The following is a 15,666-nucleotide window of genomic DNA, read 5'->3' on the forward strand; positions in this document are numbered from 1 at the left end:
CTGTGACCGAGACCGCCCTGTACGTCGTCGGCACGGGCACCGCCCTGCCCGGCGAGCCGGTGGACAACACCACGCTGGGCAAGGTGTTCGGGATCAGCGAGGAGTGGATCGACCTCTTCGTGGGGACCCGTACCCGGCACTTCTGCTGGGACCTGGGCACCGGCACCCTCACCCACAGCCTCGCCGACCTGTGCGCCGAGGCCGCCGGGCGGGCCCTGGCGGGCTCCGGGCTCGCCCCCGCCGACCTCGACTTCCTCGTCCTGGCCACCGCGACGCCCGACACCCTGCTGCCCACGACCGCGACCGTGGTCGCCGACCGGCTGGGCCTCAGCCACCTGCCCGCCTTCCAGCTGCAGGCGGGCTGTTCGGGCGCCGTGCAGGCCCTGGACGTGGCCCGCGCGCTGCTCGCGGGCGGGCACCGCGCGGGCCTCGTCGTCGGCGGGGACGTCACGGACCGGTTCCTCGACCCGCGGCGCGAGGCGGTCAGCCTGCCCACCGAGGAGCTCGTCAACTACGTGCTGTTCGGCGACGGGGCGGGAGCGGCCGTGGTGGCCGCGGAGCCCGTCGGCGAGGCCATCGCCGTACGGAGCCTGCTGCACCGCTTCACCGGGCGGGGCCGCGCCCCCGGCCAGATCGTCGACTGGCAGGGCGCGGCCCGCCACACGGCCGGCCGGCAGATGCTGTTCGAGGACTACAAGGCCATCGAGGAGAGCGTTCCGGCCATGGCCTCGGAGATCTTCTGGGAGCTGCTGGCCTCCGCCGGCTGGGCCCGCGAGGACCTCGACTACCTCCTGCCCCCGCAGCTGTCGGGCCGGATGACGGCCCGCATCACCGAGCACATGGACGTGCCGGAGCTGCGCGAGGTGTCCTGCGTGTCCGACACCGGGAACACCGGCAACGCCCTGCCCCTGATCCAGCTCGACCTGCTCGCCGGGGAGCTGGGCGAGGGCGAGCGGGCCCTGGCCGTGGTGGTCGAGTCCAGCAAGTGGATCAAGGGCGGGCTGGCCCTGGAGCGGGTCCCGGAGACGGACGGCGCCGGATGACCGCCCCCGCCTCCCCCACCGCCCCCGCCGGCCCCGCGGCGCCCCCCGACCCGGTGCGGGAGCTGCGCGCCCTGCACCGCGCGGGCCGCCTCGCCGGGGACTGGCCCCGCGTCGCCCCGCTGCTGGCCGGGCTGACCGACCACGGCGACCGGGAACCCGAGGCCGTCCGCACCGACCTGGTGCGCGCCGGCCGGGTCCTGGCGGCGCTCCCGGCGGCCGAGGTCCTGGCCCGCCACCCGGACACCCCCCTGGTCACGGTGGCCGTCACCGGGCACTCCACCCTGGTCCAGCTCACCGACCCGCTGGTCGCCGAGCTGGCCCGGCACGGGCTGCTCTCCCGCGTGCTGTCCGGGGACCACGGCGCCTACCTGCGCGACCTGCACGACCCCGGCGGCGAACTGCGCCGCCACCGGCCCGACCTGACCCTGTGCGTGCTCGACGCGGGCGCCGTCTTCGACGAGCTCCCGGAGCCGTGGACCGGGCAGGACGTGGAGGCGGGCTGCGCCCGGCTGCTGGAGCGGCTGCGCGCGGTCACCGCCGCCCACGCCGCGGACGCCGCGGGTCCGCTCGTCCTCAACACCCTGCCCCTGCCCCGGACCCGCCTCCAGCAGCTCGTCGGGCAGCGGGAGCGGGCCCTGCTCGGGGCGGTGTGGCGGGAGTTCAACGCGCGGCTGCTGCGGCTGGCCGCCGAGCACCCGACGGTGGCCGTGGTCGACCTGGAGCCGCTGATCGCCGACGGCGGCCCCGCCGCCGACCCGCGCCTGGCCCTGTACACGCACGCCCCGTACACCGAGCAGTTGCTCGCCGCCTACGCCCGGGAGGCCGTGCACGTGCTGCGCGCCCACCGGGGCATGACCCGCAAGTGCCTGGTCCTGGACCTCGACGACACCCTGTGGGCGGGGATCCTCGGCGACGACGGCCCCGAGGGGATCACGGCCGCCGCCGGCACCCTGGCCGGGGAGCCGCACGCGGCCCTGCAGCGCACCGCGCGGCAGCTCGCCTCCCAGGGGGTCCTGCTCGCGGTCAGCAGCAAGAACGACACCGCCCCGGTCCTCGGCGTGCTCCGCGACCACCCGGACATGGTGCTGCGCGAGCGGGACTTCGTACGCGTCCACGCCAACTGGGAACCCAAGGACGGCAACCTGCGGGACATCGCCGCCGCCCTCGGCATCGGCGCCGACGCGCTGGTCTTCGCGGACGACTCCCCCGCCGAGCGCGCCCTGGTGCGGGCCCGGCTCCCCGCCGCCGCCGTGGTGCCGCTGGGCACGGAACCGGCCCTGCACGTCACCCGGCTGCTGGCCGACGGCTGGTTCGACACGCCCCGGCTGACCGGCGACGACCTCGCCCGCACCGCCCGCTACCACGAGGCGGCCGCCCGTACGGAGCTGGAGCGCGGCAGCGGATCGTACGAGGAGTACCTGCGCGGTCTGGGCGTCCGCGTCCGGATCGCCCCGCCCGGACCGCACGAGGGCGACCGCGTCGCCCAGCTGTCGCTGCGCACCAACCAGTTCAACCTCACCGGGGAGCGCCTGGGCGCGGACCGGATCGCCGCGCTGGCCGCCGACCCGGCGGCCCTGGTGCTCGCGGTGCACGTCGGCGACCGGTTCGGCGACAGCGGCCTGGCCGGCGCCGTCCTCGGCCGGTACGCGGACGACGGGCTGCACCTGGACGGCTTCTGGCTCAGCTGCCGGGTGTTCGCGCGCGGGGTCGAGCAGGCCGTCCTCGCGACCCTGCTGGCGCACGCGGCGGACCGCGGCCTGCCGGCCGTGCACGCCCGCCACCGGCCGACCGCCAAGAACGCCAGGGCGGCCGGCTTCTACCCCTCGCTGGGCTTCGCCGAGACCGCCGGGGACCCCGACGGCTCGCTGCGCTTCCGCCACGACCTGGCGGAGCTCCCCCCTGTACCCGACCACCTGACCACCGAACCGTGCCTCGGAGGGGACGACGATGAGCCTGCAGGAACCACCCGCTGATCTCCCTGGCTTCCTCGGCCTGATCAGTGACGAACTCGGCCTGGAGCTGACCGAGGAGGAGGCCCGTGCCGACCTGGACGTCCTGCCGTCCTGGGACTCGGTGCACCTGCTGCGGCTGGTCATGCTGATCGAGCAGGAGACGGGGCGCCGCGTGCCCGTCTCCGCCGTGCTGCGCGCCCGCAGCATCGCGCAGATACACACCGAGGTCCTGGCCGCCGCCGGCGCCCGGCCCGTGGCCCGGGACGGTGCGCTGTGAACGCTCCGGCGTCCGTGTCCCCGGGCGAGCCGATCGCGGTGCGCGCCGACGGCACGGACTGGGAGGCGGTCCGCGCGGACCTGCGCACCCACGGGACGGCCCTGGTGCACGGCACCCTCGCGGACTGGCGTCCCCGGGACGCCGACGGACCCGCGCTGCGCGCCGTGCTGGGCCGCGACTGGGCCCGCTACAGCAGCATCGCGCACGAGGACATCCGGGAGCGGTACGCGGCCTCGCGCAGGCTGCTCAAGCACGCCGCCGCGGCGGCCCTGCACGCGGACGCGGTGGACCTGGAACTCACCTACGGGCCCACCGGGCGCCCGTACCTGCGCGGCTGCGACCAGATCGACATCAGCCTCAGCCACACCGGCGACCTGCTGCTGGTGGGCCTGACCACGCGCGGGCTCGTCGGCGTCGACGCGGAGCTCGCGGACCGCCAGATCTACAGCAAGGGCCTGGACCGGCACATCTGTACCCCGGCCGAGCGGCTGAACCTCACCGAGCTGGAGCCGGCGCAGCGCAATCCGCGGCTGGTGCGGCTGTGGACCCTGAAGGAGGCCTACAGCAAGGCCATCGGGCAGGGCATGCAGTTCCGGTTCACCGAGTTCGGCTTCGGGCCGGACGGCCGCCCGGTCCGCGTGCACCGGCCGGACGGCACCCCCGGCGCGGGCGCCGAGTGGGCCTTCCGCACATACTGCCTGGACGTCGGCGGCGTCGCGTTCTGCGTCAGCGCGGCCGTCTACGACGCGGGGCTGGGCCGCACCCTGGACACCGAGATCACCACGATGCTCGACTCCGAGGCCGCCGAGGCCCTGGGGCGGGCACTGGACGCCGCCGCGCGCTGACCGCCCGTCAGTGGTCCTCCACGACCACGGTGGTGGCCTCCAGGACGGTCCGGCCCGCCTGGGTGAGCGTGAGGGTCAGCGGAGCCGTGCGCCGGCCCGCCGCGTCCCGGCCCGGCCGGCCGGACACCGCGGCGCAGCGCAGCGGCAGGTCGGCCTCGGCGTACCCGCGGACGTGGACCTGGAGCGAGGCGAGCATGCTGCGCCCCGGCGCGAGGCCGTAGCCGCGCCCGACGGCGAGCAGGGAGGTCTGGCGCAGGGATTCCAGCAGGGCCGGCGCGGGGACGTGCCCGTCGCGCGCGGTGGCTTCGCCGAGCCAGTGCGGGGGCAGGGCCACACCGACGGACAGCCTGCCGTTGTGGGGTCCGACGGGGCCGCGCAGCAGGACGTTGTCCGGATCGCGGCGCCCCACCTCCTCGGCGTCCACGGGGGCTCCCGGGGGCGTCTGCCGGTCGGTTCCGGACGCCGCGCCGAGCGCGGCCAGCCGACTGTGCTCGCGGTGGTTGCGGTGCACCATCGGGGCGAGGAAGACCAGGTTCGCCGTGCCGGTGCCGCACGGCACGTCGTCGATCTCCAGGGCCGTGCGGAACTCCAGCGCGCGCGGCACCCCGTCGATGACCTTGTCGGGGCGCACGCCCATGGTGGTGGTCAGCTTCCCGGGGGCGGCCCCGGGCCGGGTGCGCCACAGACCGATGTCGCCCACCTCGACGCCCACCCGGTAGAAGATGCCGGTCCGCTCCGCGGGCACGCCGAAGTGGGTGCGGCCGATGAACTCGCCGACCTCGCGGAGCATGTCGGCCGCCGCGACGACGTCGTGGAAGTGCCCGGGGCCCTCGTCGAACAGCGGGTGGCCGGAGGTCAGGTCGCCCATCAGGACGAACTCCTCCGCCACGGGCGGCACGGCGGCGCGGCCGTGCCGCTCCCAGGGCTGCGGACGGTGTACCAGGTGCCGTGCGGCGGTCCCGGCGGTCGTCGGTCCCGCGGCGATGACGGCGGTGTCCATGGCTGGCCCCTCCCTCCGGCCCCACCGGGTGCTGAGGCCGCACGCACCAGGCTGCCGGGGGTCCGGCGGAGGGAACCAGCCGTGGAACCTGGCAGGTTGCTGTCCGTCAGCTAGTACCCAGCCCGGCGGCATCTCCCCCGTCCGCGCCCGAGGGGGCGAAGTCGGCGTCGAGGAGCCCGTAGAGCGCGACGTTCACACCCGTCTGGAACCTGCTGGTGGACTCCATCTCCTCCATGATCCGGGCGATGTGGCGGCGGCAGGTGCGCACCGACATGCCGAGCCGGCGGGCCACCATCTCGTCCTTGTGGCCCTGTGCCATGAGCCGGATGATCGACCGCTTGAGGTCGTCGGCGATGTCGGCGGTGTCGTCGCCTCCGGGCGCGAACGGCGTGGCTCCGGCCCACATGTGGTCGTAGACCTTGCACAGGAAGGCGACGAGCGTCGGCTCCCGGACGACGATCGCCCCCGGGAAGCGGCCCTCCACGTGCTGCTCCGGGAGGAACGCCACCTCCCGGTCGTACACCACCATCCGGTCGATCACCTCGTCGGTGGTGCGCACTTCGGCGCCCTCGCCCGTGATCGCGCGCACGTAGTCGGCGGTCGCGAGGTCGCTGCGGACGGTGTGCTGGTACAGGTGTTTGATGTCGACGCCGCGCCGGAGCCGGTCGAGGGCCTTGGGCCGGGCGGCGTCCATGCGCTTGGCGTTGCGGGACCCTCCCGGCATGGCCGTCAGCAGCTCGTGGCGGCAGCGGGCCCCGCACTCGTCCAGCATCGACTGGAGCACCCCGACGTCGCTGACGACGTCGAAGGCCTCCGTCTGATTGCGCCGGCGGCGGTTCTCAAAGTACGTCGGCAGCAGCGCCAGCATCTGGGTCTTCACCCCGGTCACCGACTGCTGCATCTCGCGGATCTCGGCTTCCACCGGTCCCACGAGGTCCGCGGCCGCGGCGTCGGGACTCACCGGCACCAGCGCGTCCGGGCGGCCCGGCATCGGGCGCAGCAGCCGGAACGTGCCGAGCGCCTCCTCGACCCGGACGGCTTCCGCCTCCGTCAGGTTCAGCGCGGACGCGATCTCGGTCCGGACGAAACGACCCAATCGGACGGCGTGTTGATAAGCGGACGCACTGGCATCGTCCAACTCGCCGAACTCGGACCCCTGTAGGGAACTCCCCGACATCCCGTTGCCACCCCCGTTGTGCTGACAGGACTTGCTGCCAGGCAACTTTACGCCTCCCCTTTTTGCTTGGAACGGGCCGTGTCCGCTGGTCAGGATGTTCCTGCAAACGAAAGTTGTCGACACGGGGGTTAGACATGAACAGCGTTTCCATGCGAAAGACCGTCACCGCAGTCGTTCTCCTGTTCGGACTGTGGGGAGCCGCCGCCGGCGCCGCACACGCCTCCGAGGCCGGGAACAAGACCGTGGTGACCGCGCCGGACTCCATCAGCAAGCTGCGCGTGAGCCTGCCCGTCCTCAACTGCCCGCAGGACGACGAGTGGCACGTCGGCTGCCCGTGAGCCCCATCCTTTAGCAGGCCACAAGCGCGCGGGGGCAGGATCCGGAGCACGGGCTCCCGGATCCCCCGCCGGTAGAGCCGGGCCGTTCGCCCCGCTGCGTTTCGGAAAAACTTTTCCGAAAACAGCGGGGCTTCGGCGTGAAAGAGATAGGGATCGCACAGAAAACATACTGCCCGTGGCACTTGCGCACGGCAGTTGTCAGCGGTAATTGGCGCTGAGTCCGACAATATGTGCCACCTGCGCGCGGGAATTCATACCGAGCTTCTTGAAGATCCGGCTCATATACGTCTCCACCGTTTTCACACTGATGTCCAGCCGAGCCGCGATCTGTTGGTTCGTACGGCCTTCTCCCACCAGCCCGGTGACTATGCGCTCCCGTTCGCTGAGCAGGGACATCCGGCTCGCGTCCAGCGGTCCCGTCGCGTGCTCCCCGATGCGGCGCTCCGCCTCCCGTGCGGCGGCGGCGAGAACGGGCACCTCGGTCTGTTCCGCCAGAGCGGCCGTCAGGCGGATGCGCGCCCGGGCCCCTTCGGCGTCCCCGGCCGCCACCGCGGCCTCCGCGAGGCCCAGGGCCAGCAGCCCCGCCAGATGCGCCTGCCCGTGGTCGAGCGCCGCCGCCAGACCCCGCTCCAGGTGCCGCCGGGCCCGCTCCGGCCCGCCCAGTTCCGTCTCGGCCGCCCCCAGCCAGCGCAGCGCCTCCAGGCAAGCCGCCGGCTCCGTACCGCCGGGCCGGAGCAGCAGGGTCTGCGCCGTGTCCGCGGCCGCCCGGGCGGACGGACCGTCACCGGCCGCCGCGCACGCGGCCGCCAGCAGCGCGTACGCGAGCCCCCGCGCCCCGGGATCGTCGGCCGGCGCGGTGCGCAGGGCCTGCTCGGCCGCGCGCCGGGCTTCCTCCGGGTCCGCTCCCGCCCCCGGCTCCAGGGCCAGCGCCGCCCGTTCCGCGTCGGCGGCGGGCCCGCCCGGGGGCAGGCCGCCGTCCCCGTCGAGCACGGACCGGGCCTGCGCGTGACGGCCGCTCCATCGCAGGGCGCGGGCCTGCCACACCGCCGTGTCGGTCCGGCCGCCGGGCAGCCGGTCCTCGTGCGAACGCGGCCCGGTCTCCTCGTAGCCGCGTACCGCCTCCTCCAGGCGGCCCGACAGCACCAGCGCCTTGTTGAGCAGGAGGCGGACCTCCACCGGTACCGGGCCCACCGCCATCACCCGGCGCAGGGCGGCGGCGGAGCGGGCGGGCCGGGTGTACAGGCCCCCGCGGGCGCTCAGGGCCAGGGCGCGGATGTCCTCCAGGCCGATCCCGGCGGCGTGTTCGAGGTGCGCGGCCAGCGTCCGGCGGGCCCCGGCGGCCCCGGCGTCGCCGTCCTCCGGGCCGTCCTCCGGGCCGTGCTCCCGGCCGTGCTCCCGGCCGTCCCCCGGGCCTTCCCGCAGGCCTTCCCGCCGGCCGTCCTGCGGGCCGGTCCCCGTACCGGCCTCGGCCCTCAGCGCCTCCAGGGCGCGCCCCAGCGCCGCACTGCGCCAGCCGGCCCCCGAGGCGTGGTGGATCAGCGCCCGTACCGCCGGACGGACGAAGCAGAACCGCGTACCGGCCGTGCCCTCGGGCCGGACCAGCCCCTCGGCGTGCAGTTCGTCGAGTCCGGCCAGCGCGTGCTCCACCGGCACGCCCGCGGTGTGCGCGAGCGCGCCGGCGGTGAACGGGTCGCCGAGCAGGGCGGCGGCGCAGGCGCAGCGCCAGCCCAGGGAGGACAGCGTGTGCAGGTCGATCGAGTCGGGCGCGAGCACCGGCGGTATGCCCGTGGCCAGTTCGGCCGTCGCGTGGAAGGACGGGCCGGGCGCGGCGCCCCGGGCCAGGGCGTGCACCAGCCCCGGCACCCCCGCCGCGTCGCGCAGCACCAGCTCGGCGGCGAGCGGCGGCGTCCCGGCCGGGAGCAGGGCGCGGGCGTCGGCCGCGGGCAGCGGGCCCAGGGCCAGGTGGCGGACGCCGGGCGCGTCGTACGGCACGGCCGCCAGGTGGCGGCCCCCCGGCACGGAGCGGTGCGCGAAGACGGTCAGCACGGCGCCCTGCGGGGGATGCCGGACGAGGTGGTCGAGCAGGTCGAGGACCTCGGGGCCGGCCCGGTGCACGTCGTCCAGGACCAACAGCGTCCCGCGCTCCCCCAGCAGCCCCAGCAGGACGCGCAGGGCACGGACCGCCGCACCGGGGTCGGGCCGTTCCGCCGCTCCCGGCAGGGTGGCGAGGGCGGGGAGTACGGGCGCGAGCGCGCGCGTGCGCGCCTCGCCGAGCCGTTCGAACAACGTGCCGTCGGCGCGGGCCAGATGGTCGTCCAGGGCGTCGACCACCACCTCGAAGGGCCGGGTCCGGCCCGCCCTGGGCACCCGTCCGGACGCCACCGTCCACCCCTCCTCGTGCGCGGTGGCGGCCAGTTGCCGCAGCAGGCGGCTCTTGCCGCTCCACGGCTCGCCGGTCAGCCGGACGAACCGGGGACCGTCGGCGGCCAGCCGCAGCTCGCGGTGGAGGACCGCGAGGTCCCGCGTCCGGGCCGCCGTCAGCGGCTGCTGCTGGTGAAGCACGGGCATCCCCCTCGTGTGCGCGTTCCCCCTCCGGCAGCCTCGCCGACCGGCTTCCCCGCGCACACCCCCGCCGGACCGTCACTACCTGCATGTCAGCTACTGCGGAGGGCTACCGGCGACCCCGGTGCCGGGTGTCGGGGTGTTCCCTGACGGGCCGTCCGGGGCGGGCGCCCGGGGACCGCCGCGACCTGCGGAAAAGGGGAGAAGCACCGACTGGTGGGGCGGGCCCGGCACGGCGACGATCGGGGCATGTCCGCCCGTACACGTCTCGGTTACGCCTCCGGCTCCCTGGTGACCGGAGCCTTCAACACGCTGCCCGGTCTGCTCCTGCTGCCCTACCTCACCGACACCCTCGGCATCGGCGCCGCCGTGGCGGGGGCCGTCGTCCTCGTCCCGAAGGTCTGGGACGTGCTGCTCACCCCGTTCGCGGGGCGGATCAGCGACCGGACCCACGGCCGGTGGGGCCCTCGGCGGGGCCACGTCCTGGGCGGGGGCCTCGGTGTGGCCGCCGCCTTCGCCCTGATGTTCGCGGGGGCCGCGCGGGGGTCGGCGGGGGCGCTGTGGGCCGCCGCGGGCTTCCTGCTCACCGCGACCGCGTTCGCGTTCTTCCAGGTGGCGTACGCCGCCCTGCCCGCCGAGATCGCCACGAGCGCGCAGGACCGGGTGCGGCTGGTGGGGGGCCGGGTGGCCGGCATCGCCGTCGCCGCCCTGGTCGCCGGATCGGCCGCGCCCGCCGTCGTCGAGGCGGGCGGCGGGGGGCTGTCCGGGCACCGATGGGCCGGACTGTTCGGCGCCCTCGTGGTCGCCGTCGGGACGCTCGGCGTGTTCTTCGGGACCTCCCGGGCCACCGCGTCCGGCGCGCCGCGCGAGGCGCCGCGGGACGCGGGAGAGCCGCGCGCTGCCGGACCCCGCGCGTGGTTCGCCGTGGTGCGCGGCAATGCCGACTTCGCCGCGCTGCTGCGCGGGGCGACCGTCCTCGTCGTCGGCACCGGGGTGCTGCTCGCGGGCTGCCCCTACTACGCCGAACACGTCCTGGAGCGGCCCGGGATGACGGGGGTGCTGGTCGCCGCGTTCGTCCTGCCAAGTCTGTTCACCACGGGCCTGTGGACCCGCGTGGGCGCCCGGTACGGTCACCGGCGGGTGCTCGCCCTCTCCTGCGCCCTGTTCGCCGGGGGCGCCCTGCTGCTGCCGGCCGCGCCCGTGCTGCCGCCGTTCTGGGCCCCGGCGGCGCTCCTCGTCGTCGGCACCGGGCACGCGGGGCAGCTGCTGTTCCTGTACGCGATGCTCGCCGAGTGCGCGGCCGGGGACGCCGTCCGCACCGGGCGCAGCCGGGCCGGTGCGATGTCGGGGCTGTTCAGCGCCGGCGAGGGGCTGGGCATGGCCGTCGGGCCGTTCCTGATGGGGCTGGTGCTGCAGTCGTCCGGCTACGTCTCCTCCGACACCGGGCACGCCACCGGCCAGGGCTCCGGCGCCGCGTGGGGCGTCCTGGCGGGGATGGGGCTGCTCCCGGCGCTGGCGACGGCGGCCGGAGTGGTGCTGCTGCGCGGCTTCCGGCCCGCGGCCCCGGCAGGTCCGGCGAAGGCGACGGCCCCCGCGGCTCCGGCGGCGGCGGCCCCGGCAGGGCTCACGCCAGCCGGGGGAAGGCCGCCGGTTCGGGTGTGACGGGCACGGCGCGGCCCTGGTCGCGCACCAGCTCGACCGCCGTGGCGCCGTCCTCGACGACCGTGCCGATCTCGGCCGCGAACCGCCCGTACGGGTGGCCGCGCAGCGCGGCCAGGACACCGTCCACCGCGTCCGGCGCGACGAGCAGGCACAGGCAGCTCTCGCTGGAGGCGTGCAGCGGGTCGACGGCCATGGCCTCCAGGGCCATCCGGGCCTCGTACTGCACGGGCAGCGCGCTCTCCTCGACGCGCAGGGTGTGGCCCAGTTCGCGGGCGTACGCGTGCAGCACGGCGGCCAGGCCGCCGCGCGCCACGGTGCGTACGGCCCGGATCCCGGCGCCGGACCCGGCCGCGCGCGCCCGCTCCAGCAGTCCGGTCAGCGGCGCGCAGCCGCTGGGCACCAGGCTCTCGAACCCGAGGCCCCGGCGCACCGACAGGATGTGGGCGCCGTGTCCGCCGAGCGGGGAACTGAGGACGACGCGGTCCCCGGGGCGGGCGTCGCGGGTGCGCAGCGGGGCGCCGCGGTAGGCGCCGATCCCGGTGGTGTGCAGGTAGACCTGGTCCGCCTCGCCGGCCCGGACGACCCGGACGTCCACGTCGGCGATCACCACGTCGGCCTCGCGGGCCGCGTCGCGCACGGAGCGGGCCAGCCGGTGCAGTCGCTCCAGCGGCAGGCCCGCCTCGACGACCGCCGACAGGGTCAGGGCCAGGGGCCGGGCGCCGGCGGCCGCGAGTTCGTTGACGGTGGCGCACACGGCGATCCGCCCGATGTCGCCGCTGCCGTAGAACGGCGGGTCGACGACGTGGGCGCCGCTCACCACGGCGGGCGGGTGCTGGCCCAGCGGCGGGCAGGCGCCGCGCACGTCCGCGAGGACGTCCTCCAGCAGGGCGCGCAGCTCACCGCCCGGGGGGAGCTCGTCGTCGTGGGCGAGGGCCACCTGGCCGCCGGGGAAGGCGGCCCCGGCGGCTCTCGTACCCGTCATCCTGTTTCCGGCAGCGTACGGCCGTCGCGGAAGCGGTTGATGGCGTCGAGGTGCTGCGCGCGCAGCTCGTGGTCGCGGATGCCGAGGCCCTCCTCGGGGGCGAGGGCGAGGACGCCGACCTTGCCCTGGTGGAGGTTGCGGTGGACGTCGTAGGAGGCCTGGCCGGTCTCCTCCAGCGGGTAGACCTTGGAGAGGGTGGGATGGATCCTGCCCTTGGTGATGAGGCGGTTGGCCTCCCACGCCTCGCGGTAGTTGGCGAAGTGCGAGCCGATGATCCGCTTCAGCGACATCCACAGGTAGCGGTTGTCGTACTCGTGCATGAAGCCGGAGGTGGAGGCGCAGGTGACGATGGTGCCGCCCTTGCGGGTGACGTACACCGAGGCCCCGAAGGTCTCGCGGCCCGGGTGCTCGAAGACGATGTCCACGTCCTCGCCGCCGGTCAGCTCGCGGATGCGCTTGCCGAACCGCTTCCACTCGCGCGGGTCCTGGGTGTGCTCGTCCTTCCAGAACCTGTAGCCCTCGGCGCTCCGGTCGATGACCGCCTCGGCGCCCATGGCCCGGCAGATGGCCGCCTTCTCGGGGCTGGAGACGACGCAGATCGGGTTGGCGCCGCCGGCCAGGGCCAGCTGGGTGGCGTAGGAGCCGAGGCCGCCGCTGGCGCCCCAGATCAGGACGTTGTCGCCCTGCTTCATCCCGGCGCCGTTGCGGGAGACCAGCTGGCGGTACGCGGTCGAGTTGACCAGACCGGGGGACGCGGCCTCCTCCCAGCTGAGGTGGCGCGCCTTGGGCATCAGCTGGTTCGACTTCACCAGCGCGATCTCCGCCAGGCCGCCGAAGTTGGTCTCGAAGCCCCAGATCCGCTGCTCCGGGTCGAGCATCGTGTCGTTGTGCCCGTCGGCCGATTCCAGCTCCACCGACAGGCAGTGGGCGACGACCTCGTCGCCGGGGTGCCAGCGGTTGACGCCGGGGCCGGTGCGCAGCACCACACCAGACAGGTCGGAGCCGAGGATGTGGTACGGCAGGTCGTGGCGCGCGGCGAGCGGGGACAGCCTGCCGTAGCGCTCCAGGAAGCCGAAGGTCGGCAGCGGCTCGAAGATCGAGCTCCAGACGGTGTTGTAGTTGACCGAGGAGGCCATGACGGCCACCAGGGCCTCGCCGGGCCCGAGCTCGGGCAGCGGTACCCGCTCGACGTGCAGGGACTTGCGGGAGTCGCGGTCGCGGGTCGCGATGCCCGCGAACATGTCCGTCTCCGACTTGTGCACGGTCACCGCGCGGTACGACTCGGGCAGCGGCAGGGCCGCGAAGTCGGCGGCGGTGACAGCGGGAGAACCGCTGCCAGATGCGGTCGACGCGGCGATCGCGTCGAGGATTTCCTTCACAGTGGCCTCCGGCGGTTCGGACGTGACGTTCCACTGATACGCACCCCGGCCCCCGAAGTCCCGGGCGCGGCGCACGCAGTGGGGTCCGCGCGGGCCGGGTAGGGGGTGTCCCGGGTTCCGGGCGGAGCCGCCGGCGGTGTCCGGGTGCCGCGTGCAAGCCCGGCTTTAGCCCGCCGCCGGACGCTCGTCGCCGCGCACCGGCCGGACCGGCGCGTCTGCGTCGAAAGGGGTCCTCATGAGCACCCAGGAGGAGATCCGGTTCGCGTCACTGCGGGAACGCACGGCGGAGCTCGCCGACCTGCGGGAGCAGGTGGTACGCGGTCCGAGCGAGAAGGCGACCGAGGCCCAGCACGCCAAGGGCAAGCTGACCGCCCGTGAACGCCTCGAACTCCTCTTCGATGAGGGGACGTTCACCGAGATCGAGGGGCTGCGCCGGCACCGTGCCACCGGCTTCGGCCTGGAGTACAGGAAGCCGCACACCGACGGCGTCATCACGGGGTGGGGCCTGGTCCACGGGCGGACCGCCTTCGCGTACGCCCACGACTTCCGCGTCTTCGGCGGCGCGCTGGGCGAGGCGCACGCCCAGAAGATCCACAAGCTGATGGACCTCGCCGAGACCACCGGGGCGCCCCTGGTGGGCCTGTGCGACGGCGCCGGCGCCCGCATCCAGGAGGGCGTCACCGCGCTCGCCGGCTACGGCGGCATCTTCACCCGCAACGTGCGCAGTTCCGGGGTCATCCCGCAGATCTCCGTGGTCATGGGCCCGTGCGCCGGCGGGGCCGCCTACTCCCCCGCCCTGACCGACTTCGTCTTCATGGTCCGCGGCACCTCCCAGATGTTCATCACGGGTCCCGACGTGGTCCAGGCGGTCACCGGCGAGGCCGTCACCAGCGAGACCCTGGGCGGGGCCGACAGCCACGCGGGCACCTCCGGCGTCGCGCACTTCGCGTACGACGACGAGGAGAGCGCCCTGGAGGACGTGCGCTACCTGCTGTCGCTGCTGCCCGCCAACAACCGCGAGCTGCCGCCGGCCGCCGACACCGAGGATCCGGCCGGGCGGCGCTGCGAGCGCCTGGCCGACCTGGTGCCGTCGCGCCCCAACCAGGCGTACGACATCCGCGAGCTGATCGAGGAGGTCGTCGACCACGGGGAGCACTTCGAGATCCACGCCGGGTGGGCGCAGAACGTCGTCTGCACCCTGGCCCGGCTCGGCGGGCAGACCGTCGGCATCGTCGCCAACCAGCCGTCGTGCATGGCGGGCGTCCTCGACATCCAGGCGAGCGAGAAGGCCGCGCGCTTCGTGCAGTTCTGCGACGCCTTCAGCATTGCGCTGGTGACGCTGGTCGACGTACCCGGCTTCCTGCCGGGCGTGGACCAGGAGCACGGCGGGGTGATCCGGCACGGCGCCAAGCTGCTGTACGCGTACTGCAACGCCACCGTGCCGCGGATCTCGCTGATCCTGCGCAAGGCCTACGGCGGCGCGTACATCGTCATGGACTCCCGCTCGATCGGCGCGGACATCGCGCTGGCCTGGCCGTCCAACGAGATCGCCGTGATGGGTGCCGAGGGGGCCGCGAACGTCATCTTCCGCCGGGAGATCGCCGCCTCCGACGATCCCGACGCCGTGCGCCAGATGAAGATCAAGGAGTACCAGAGCGAGCTCATGCACCCTTACTACGCCGCGGAACGAGGCCTTGTGGACGACGTCATCGACCCCGCCGAGACCAGGTCCCGGCTCATCGACGCGCTGGAAATGCTGCGCGGCAAGCACGTGCCGCGCCCCAGCCGCAAGCACGGGAACCTGCCGCTGTGAGCCCCGCCGAGGCCCAGCTGCAGCAGGCGGCCTTCCACGTGGTGGGCGGGTCCCCCACGCTGGAGGAGGTCGCGGCCATCGCCGCGCTGCTCACCGCCCGGATGATGGGCGCCGAGATCTCCCCGCCCGATCCCCGGCCGGCCCGTACCCACTGGCCCGTCGGGGACGGGGACTTCCGCGCCCCGGGGGCCTGGGCCTCGTAGGGCCGACGGGTTCCCCCCGGCCCGCGGATCCGGCGGATCCCGCGGGTCCTCCCCTTTAAGACCAGCTTTAGCGGCACCCCGGATCCTGTGCGGGCAGGCAGTGAGGCTGCTGCCTCCGCACCCGGCCGAAGGAGACGACGACCATGACAGTGCAGAGCCCGAACGTCATTCTCAGCGGCGGACCCGCGTCCAATCTCGAAGAGCTGGAGCGCGTCCGCTACGTGGAGGACACGAACGCGAAGGTGAAGGTCCTCAACGGGAACCGGTACGAACACTTCGAGCCCACCGGGGGCACCGTGGTGGACCCGGAGCTCGAACTCGAACTCCTCGTCTTCGCCTACAGCGGCCACACCTACATCGCCGAGTAGGCGCAGCGGCCACGCGGGAAGAGCCGACGGGAAGACCACGCGGGAGCCGTCCGGGCGCAGAGCGC

General features: G+C 74.7%; 14 protein-coding genes. 9 read left to right on the plus strand and 5 right to left on the minus strand.

Annotation, left to right across the window (positions count from 1 at the left end):
* Positions 1 to 2: 2 nt before the first annotated feature.
* Genes OG295_RS40615 through OG295_RS40630 form a run of 4 tightly spaced genes read left to right on the plus strand, consistent with a single transcriptional unit; the run spans position 3 to position 4,117 of the window.
* On the plus strand, positions 3 to 1,043 hold the full coding sequence (locus OG295_RS40615) for a 3-oxoacyl-ACP synthase III family protein (protein ID WP_331733688.1): 1,041 nt from the start codon (positions 3 to 5) through the stop codon (positions 1,041 to 1,043).
* A complete protein-coding gene (locus OG295_RS40620; protein WP_331733202.1) occupies positions 1,040 to 3,016 on the plus strand; it encodes an HAD-IIIC family phosphatase in 1,977 nt (658 codons plus the stop codon). The genes OG295_RS40615 and OG295_RS40620 overlap by 4 nt, the downstream gene beginning before the upstream one ends.
* Positions 2,991 to 3,272: an acyl carrier protein gene (locus tag OG295_RS40625; RefSeq protein WP_331733207.1), complete on the plus strand. Its 282-nt coding sequence runs from the start codon at positions 2,991 to 2,993 to the stop codon at positions 3,270 to 3,272. Before OG295_RS40620 ends, OG295_RS40625 begins: the two co-directional genes overlap by 26 nt.
* Positions 3,269 to 4,117 carry a 4'-phosphopantetheinyl transferase superfamily protein gene (locus OG295_RS40630; RefSeq protein WP_371681546.1) on the plus strand — a complete coding sequence of 283 codons (849 nt, stop codon included), beginning with the start codon at positions 3,269 to 3,271 and terminating at the stop codon, positions 4,115 to 4,117. The genes OG295_RS40625 and OG295_RS40630 overlap by 4 nt, the downstream gene beginning before the upstream one ends.
* A gap of 7 nt (positions 4,118 to 4,124) precedes the next feature.
* Here the strand turns inward: OG295_RS40630 and OG295_RS40635 are convergent, their stop codons facing one another.
* Both OG295_RS40635 and OG295_RS40640 read right to left on the minus strand, forming a co-directional pair.
* Positions 4,125 to 5,117: an AfsA-related hotdog domain-containing protein gene (locus OG295_RS40635; protein WP_331733212.1), complete on the minus strand. Its 993-nt coding sequence runs from the start codon at positions 5,115 to 5,117 to the stop codon at positions 4,125 to 4,127.
* A 106-nt stretch (positions 5,118 to 5,223) separates the two neighbouring features.
* Positions 5,224 to 6,213 (minus strand): LuxR C-terminal-related transcriptional regulator, encoded by a 990-nt coding sequence (locus OG295_RS40640; protein ID WP_371681547.1) that lies wholly within the window; start codon positions 6,211 to 6,213, stop codon positions 5,224 to 5,226.
* Between the two features lie 215 nt (positions 6,214 to 6,428).
* Between OG295_RS40640 and OG295_RS40645 the strand changes: the two genes are divergently transcribed.
* On the plus strand, positions 6,429 to 6,632 hold the full coding sequence (locus OG295_RS40645) for a hypothetical protein (protein ID WP_331733218.1): 204 nt from the start codon (positions 6,429 to 6,431) through the stop codon (positions 6,630 to 6,632).
* Positions 6,633 to 6,830: 198 nt separating this feature from the next.
* On the opposite strand, the gene OG295_RS40650 is transcribed toward OG295_RS40645, so the two are convergent.
* Positions 6,831 to 9,200 (minus strand): LuxR C-terminal-related transcriptional regulator, encoded by a 2,370-nt coding sequence (locus tag OG295_RS40650; protein WP_331733221.1) that lies wholly within the window; start codon positions 9,198 to 9,200, stop codon positions 6,831 to 6,833.
* A gap of 243 nt (positions 9,201 to 9,443) precedes the next feature.
* On the opposite strand from OG295_RS40650, the gene OG295_RS40655 reads away from it, so the two are divergent.
* Positions 9,444 to 10,856 carry an MFS transporter gene (locus OG295_RS40655; protein ID WP_331733224.1) on the plus strand — a complete coding sequence of 471 codons (1,413 nt, stop codon included), beginning with the start codon at positions 9,444 to 9,446 and terminating at the stop codon, positions 10,854 to 10,856.
* On the opposite strand, the gene OG295_RS40660 is transcribed toward OG295_RS40655, so the two are convergent.
* Both OG295_RS40660 and ccrA read right to left on the minus strand, forming a co-directional pair.
* Positions 10,819 to 11,838 (minus strand): AIR synthase-related protein, encoded by a 1,020-nt coding sequence (locus tag OG295_RS40660; RefSeq protein ID WP_331733228.1) that lies wholly within the window; start codon positions 11,836 to 11,838, stop codon positions 10,819 to 10,821. The two genes, OG295_RS40655 and OG295_RS40660, sit on opposite strands and share 38 nt — an antisense overlap.
* Positions 11,835 to 13,217, minus strand: a complete 1,383-nt coding sequence (gene ccrA / locus OG295_RS40665; RefSeq protein WP_371681548.1) for a crotonyl-CoA carboxylase/reductase — start codon at positions 13,215 to 13,217, stop codon at positions 11,835 to 11,837. The genes OG295_RS40660 and ccrA overlap by 4 nt, the downstream gene beginning before the upstream one ends.
* A gap of 235 nt (positions 13,218 to 13,452) precedes the next feature.
* On the opposite strand from ccrA, the gene OG295_RS40670 reads away from it, so the two are divergent.
* From OG295_RS40670 to OG295_RS40680, 3 genes are all read left to right on the plus strand, one after another.
* The gene (locus tag OG295_RS40670) at positions 13,453 to 15,030 is read left to right on the plus strand and encodes an acyl-CoA carboxylase subunit beta (protein WP_331733232.1); all 1,578 of its coding nucleotides are present in this window, start codon (positions 13,453 to 13,455) and stop codon (positions 15,028 to 15,030) included.
* Positions 15,027 to 15,233, plus strand: a complete 207-nt coding sequence (locus OG295_RS40675) for an acyl-CoA carboxylase epsilon subunit (RefSeq protein WP_266845078.1) — start codon at positions 15,027 to 15,029, stop codon at positions 15,231 to 15,233. The genes OG295_RS40670 and OG295_RS40675 overlap by 4 nt, the downstream gene beginning before the upstream one ends.
* A gap of 143 nt (positions 15,234 to 15,376) precedes the next feature.
* Positions 15,377 to 15,601: a DUF5988 family protein gene (locus OG295_RS40680; protein WP_266845079.1), complete on the plus strand. Its 225-nt coding sequence runs from the start codon at positions 15,377 to 15,379 to the stop codon at positions 15,599 to 15,601.
* Positions 15,602 to 15,666 lie beyond the last annotated feature (65 nt).

Origin of the sequence: Streptomyces sp. NBC_01276 (assembly GCF_041435355.1) — a bacterium.
Lineage (GTDB): Bacteria > Actinomycetota > Actinomycetes > Streptomycetales > Streptomycetaceae > Streptomyces.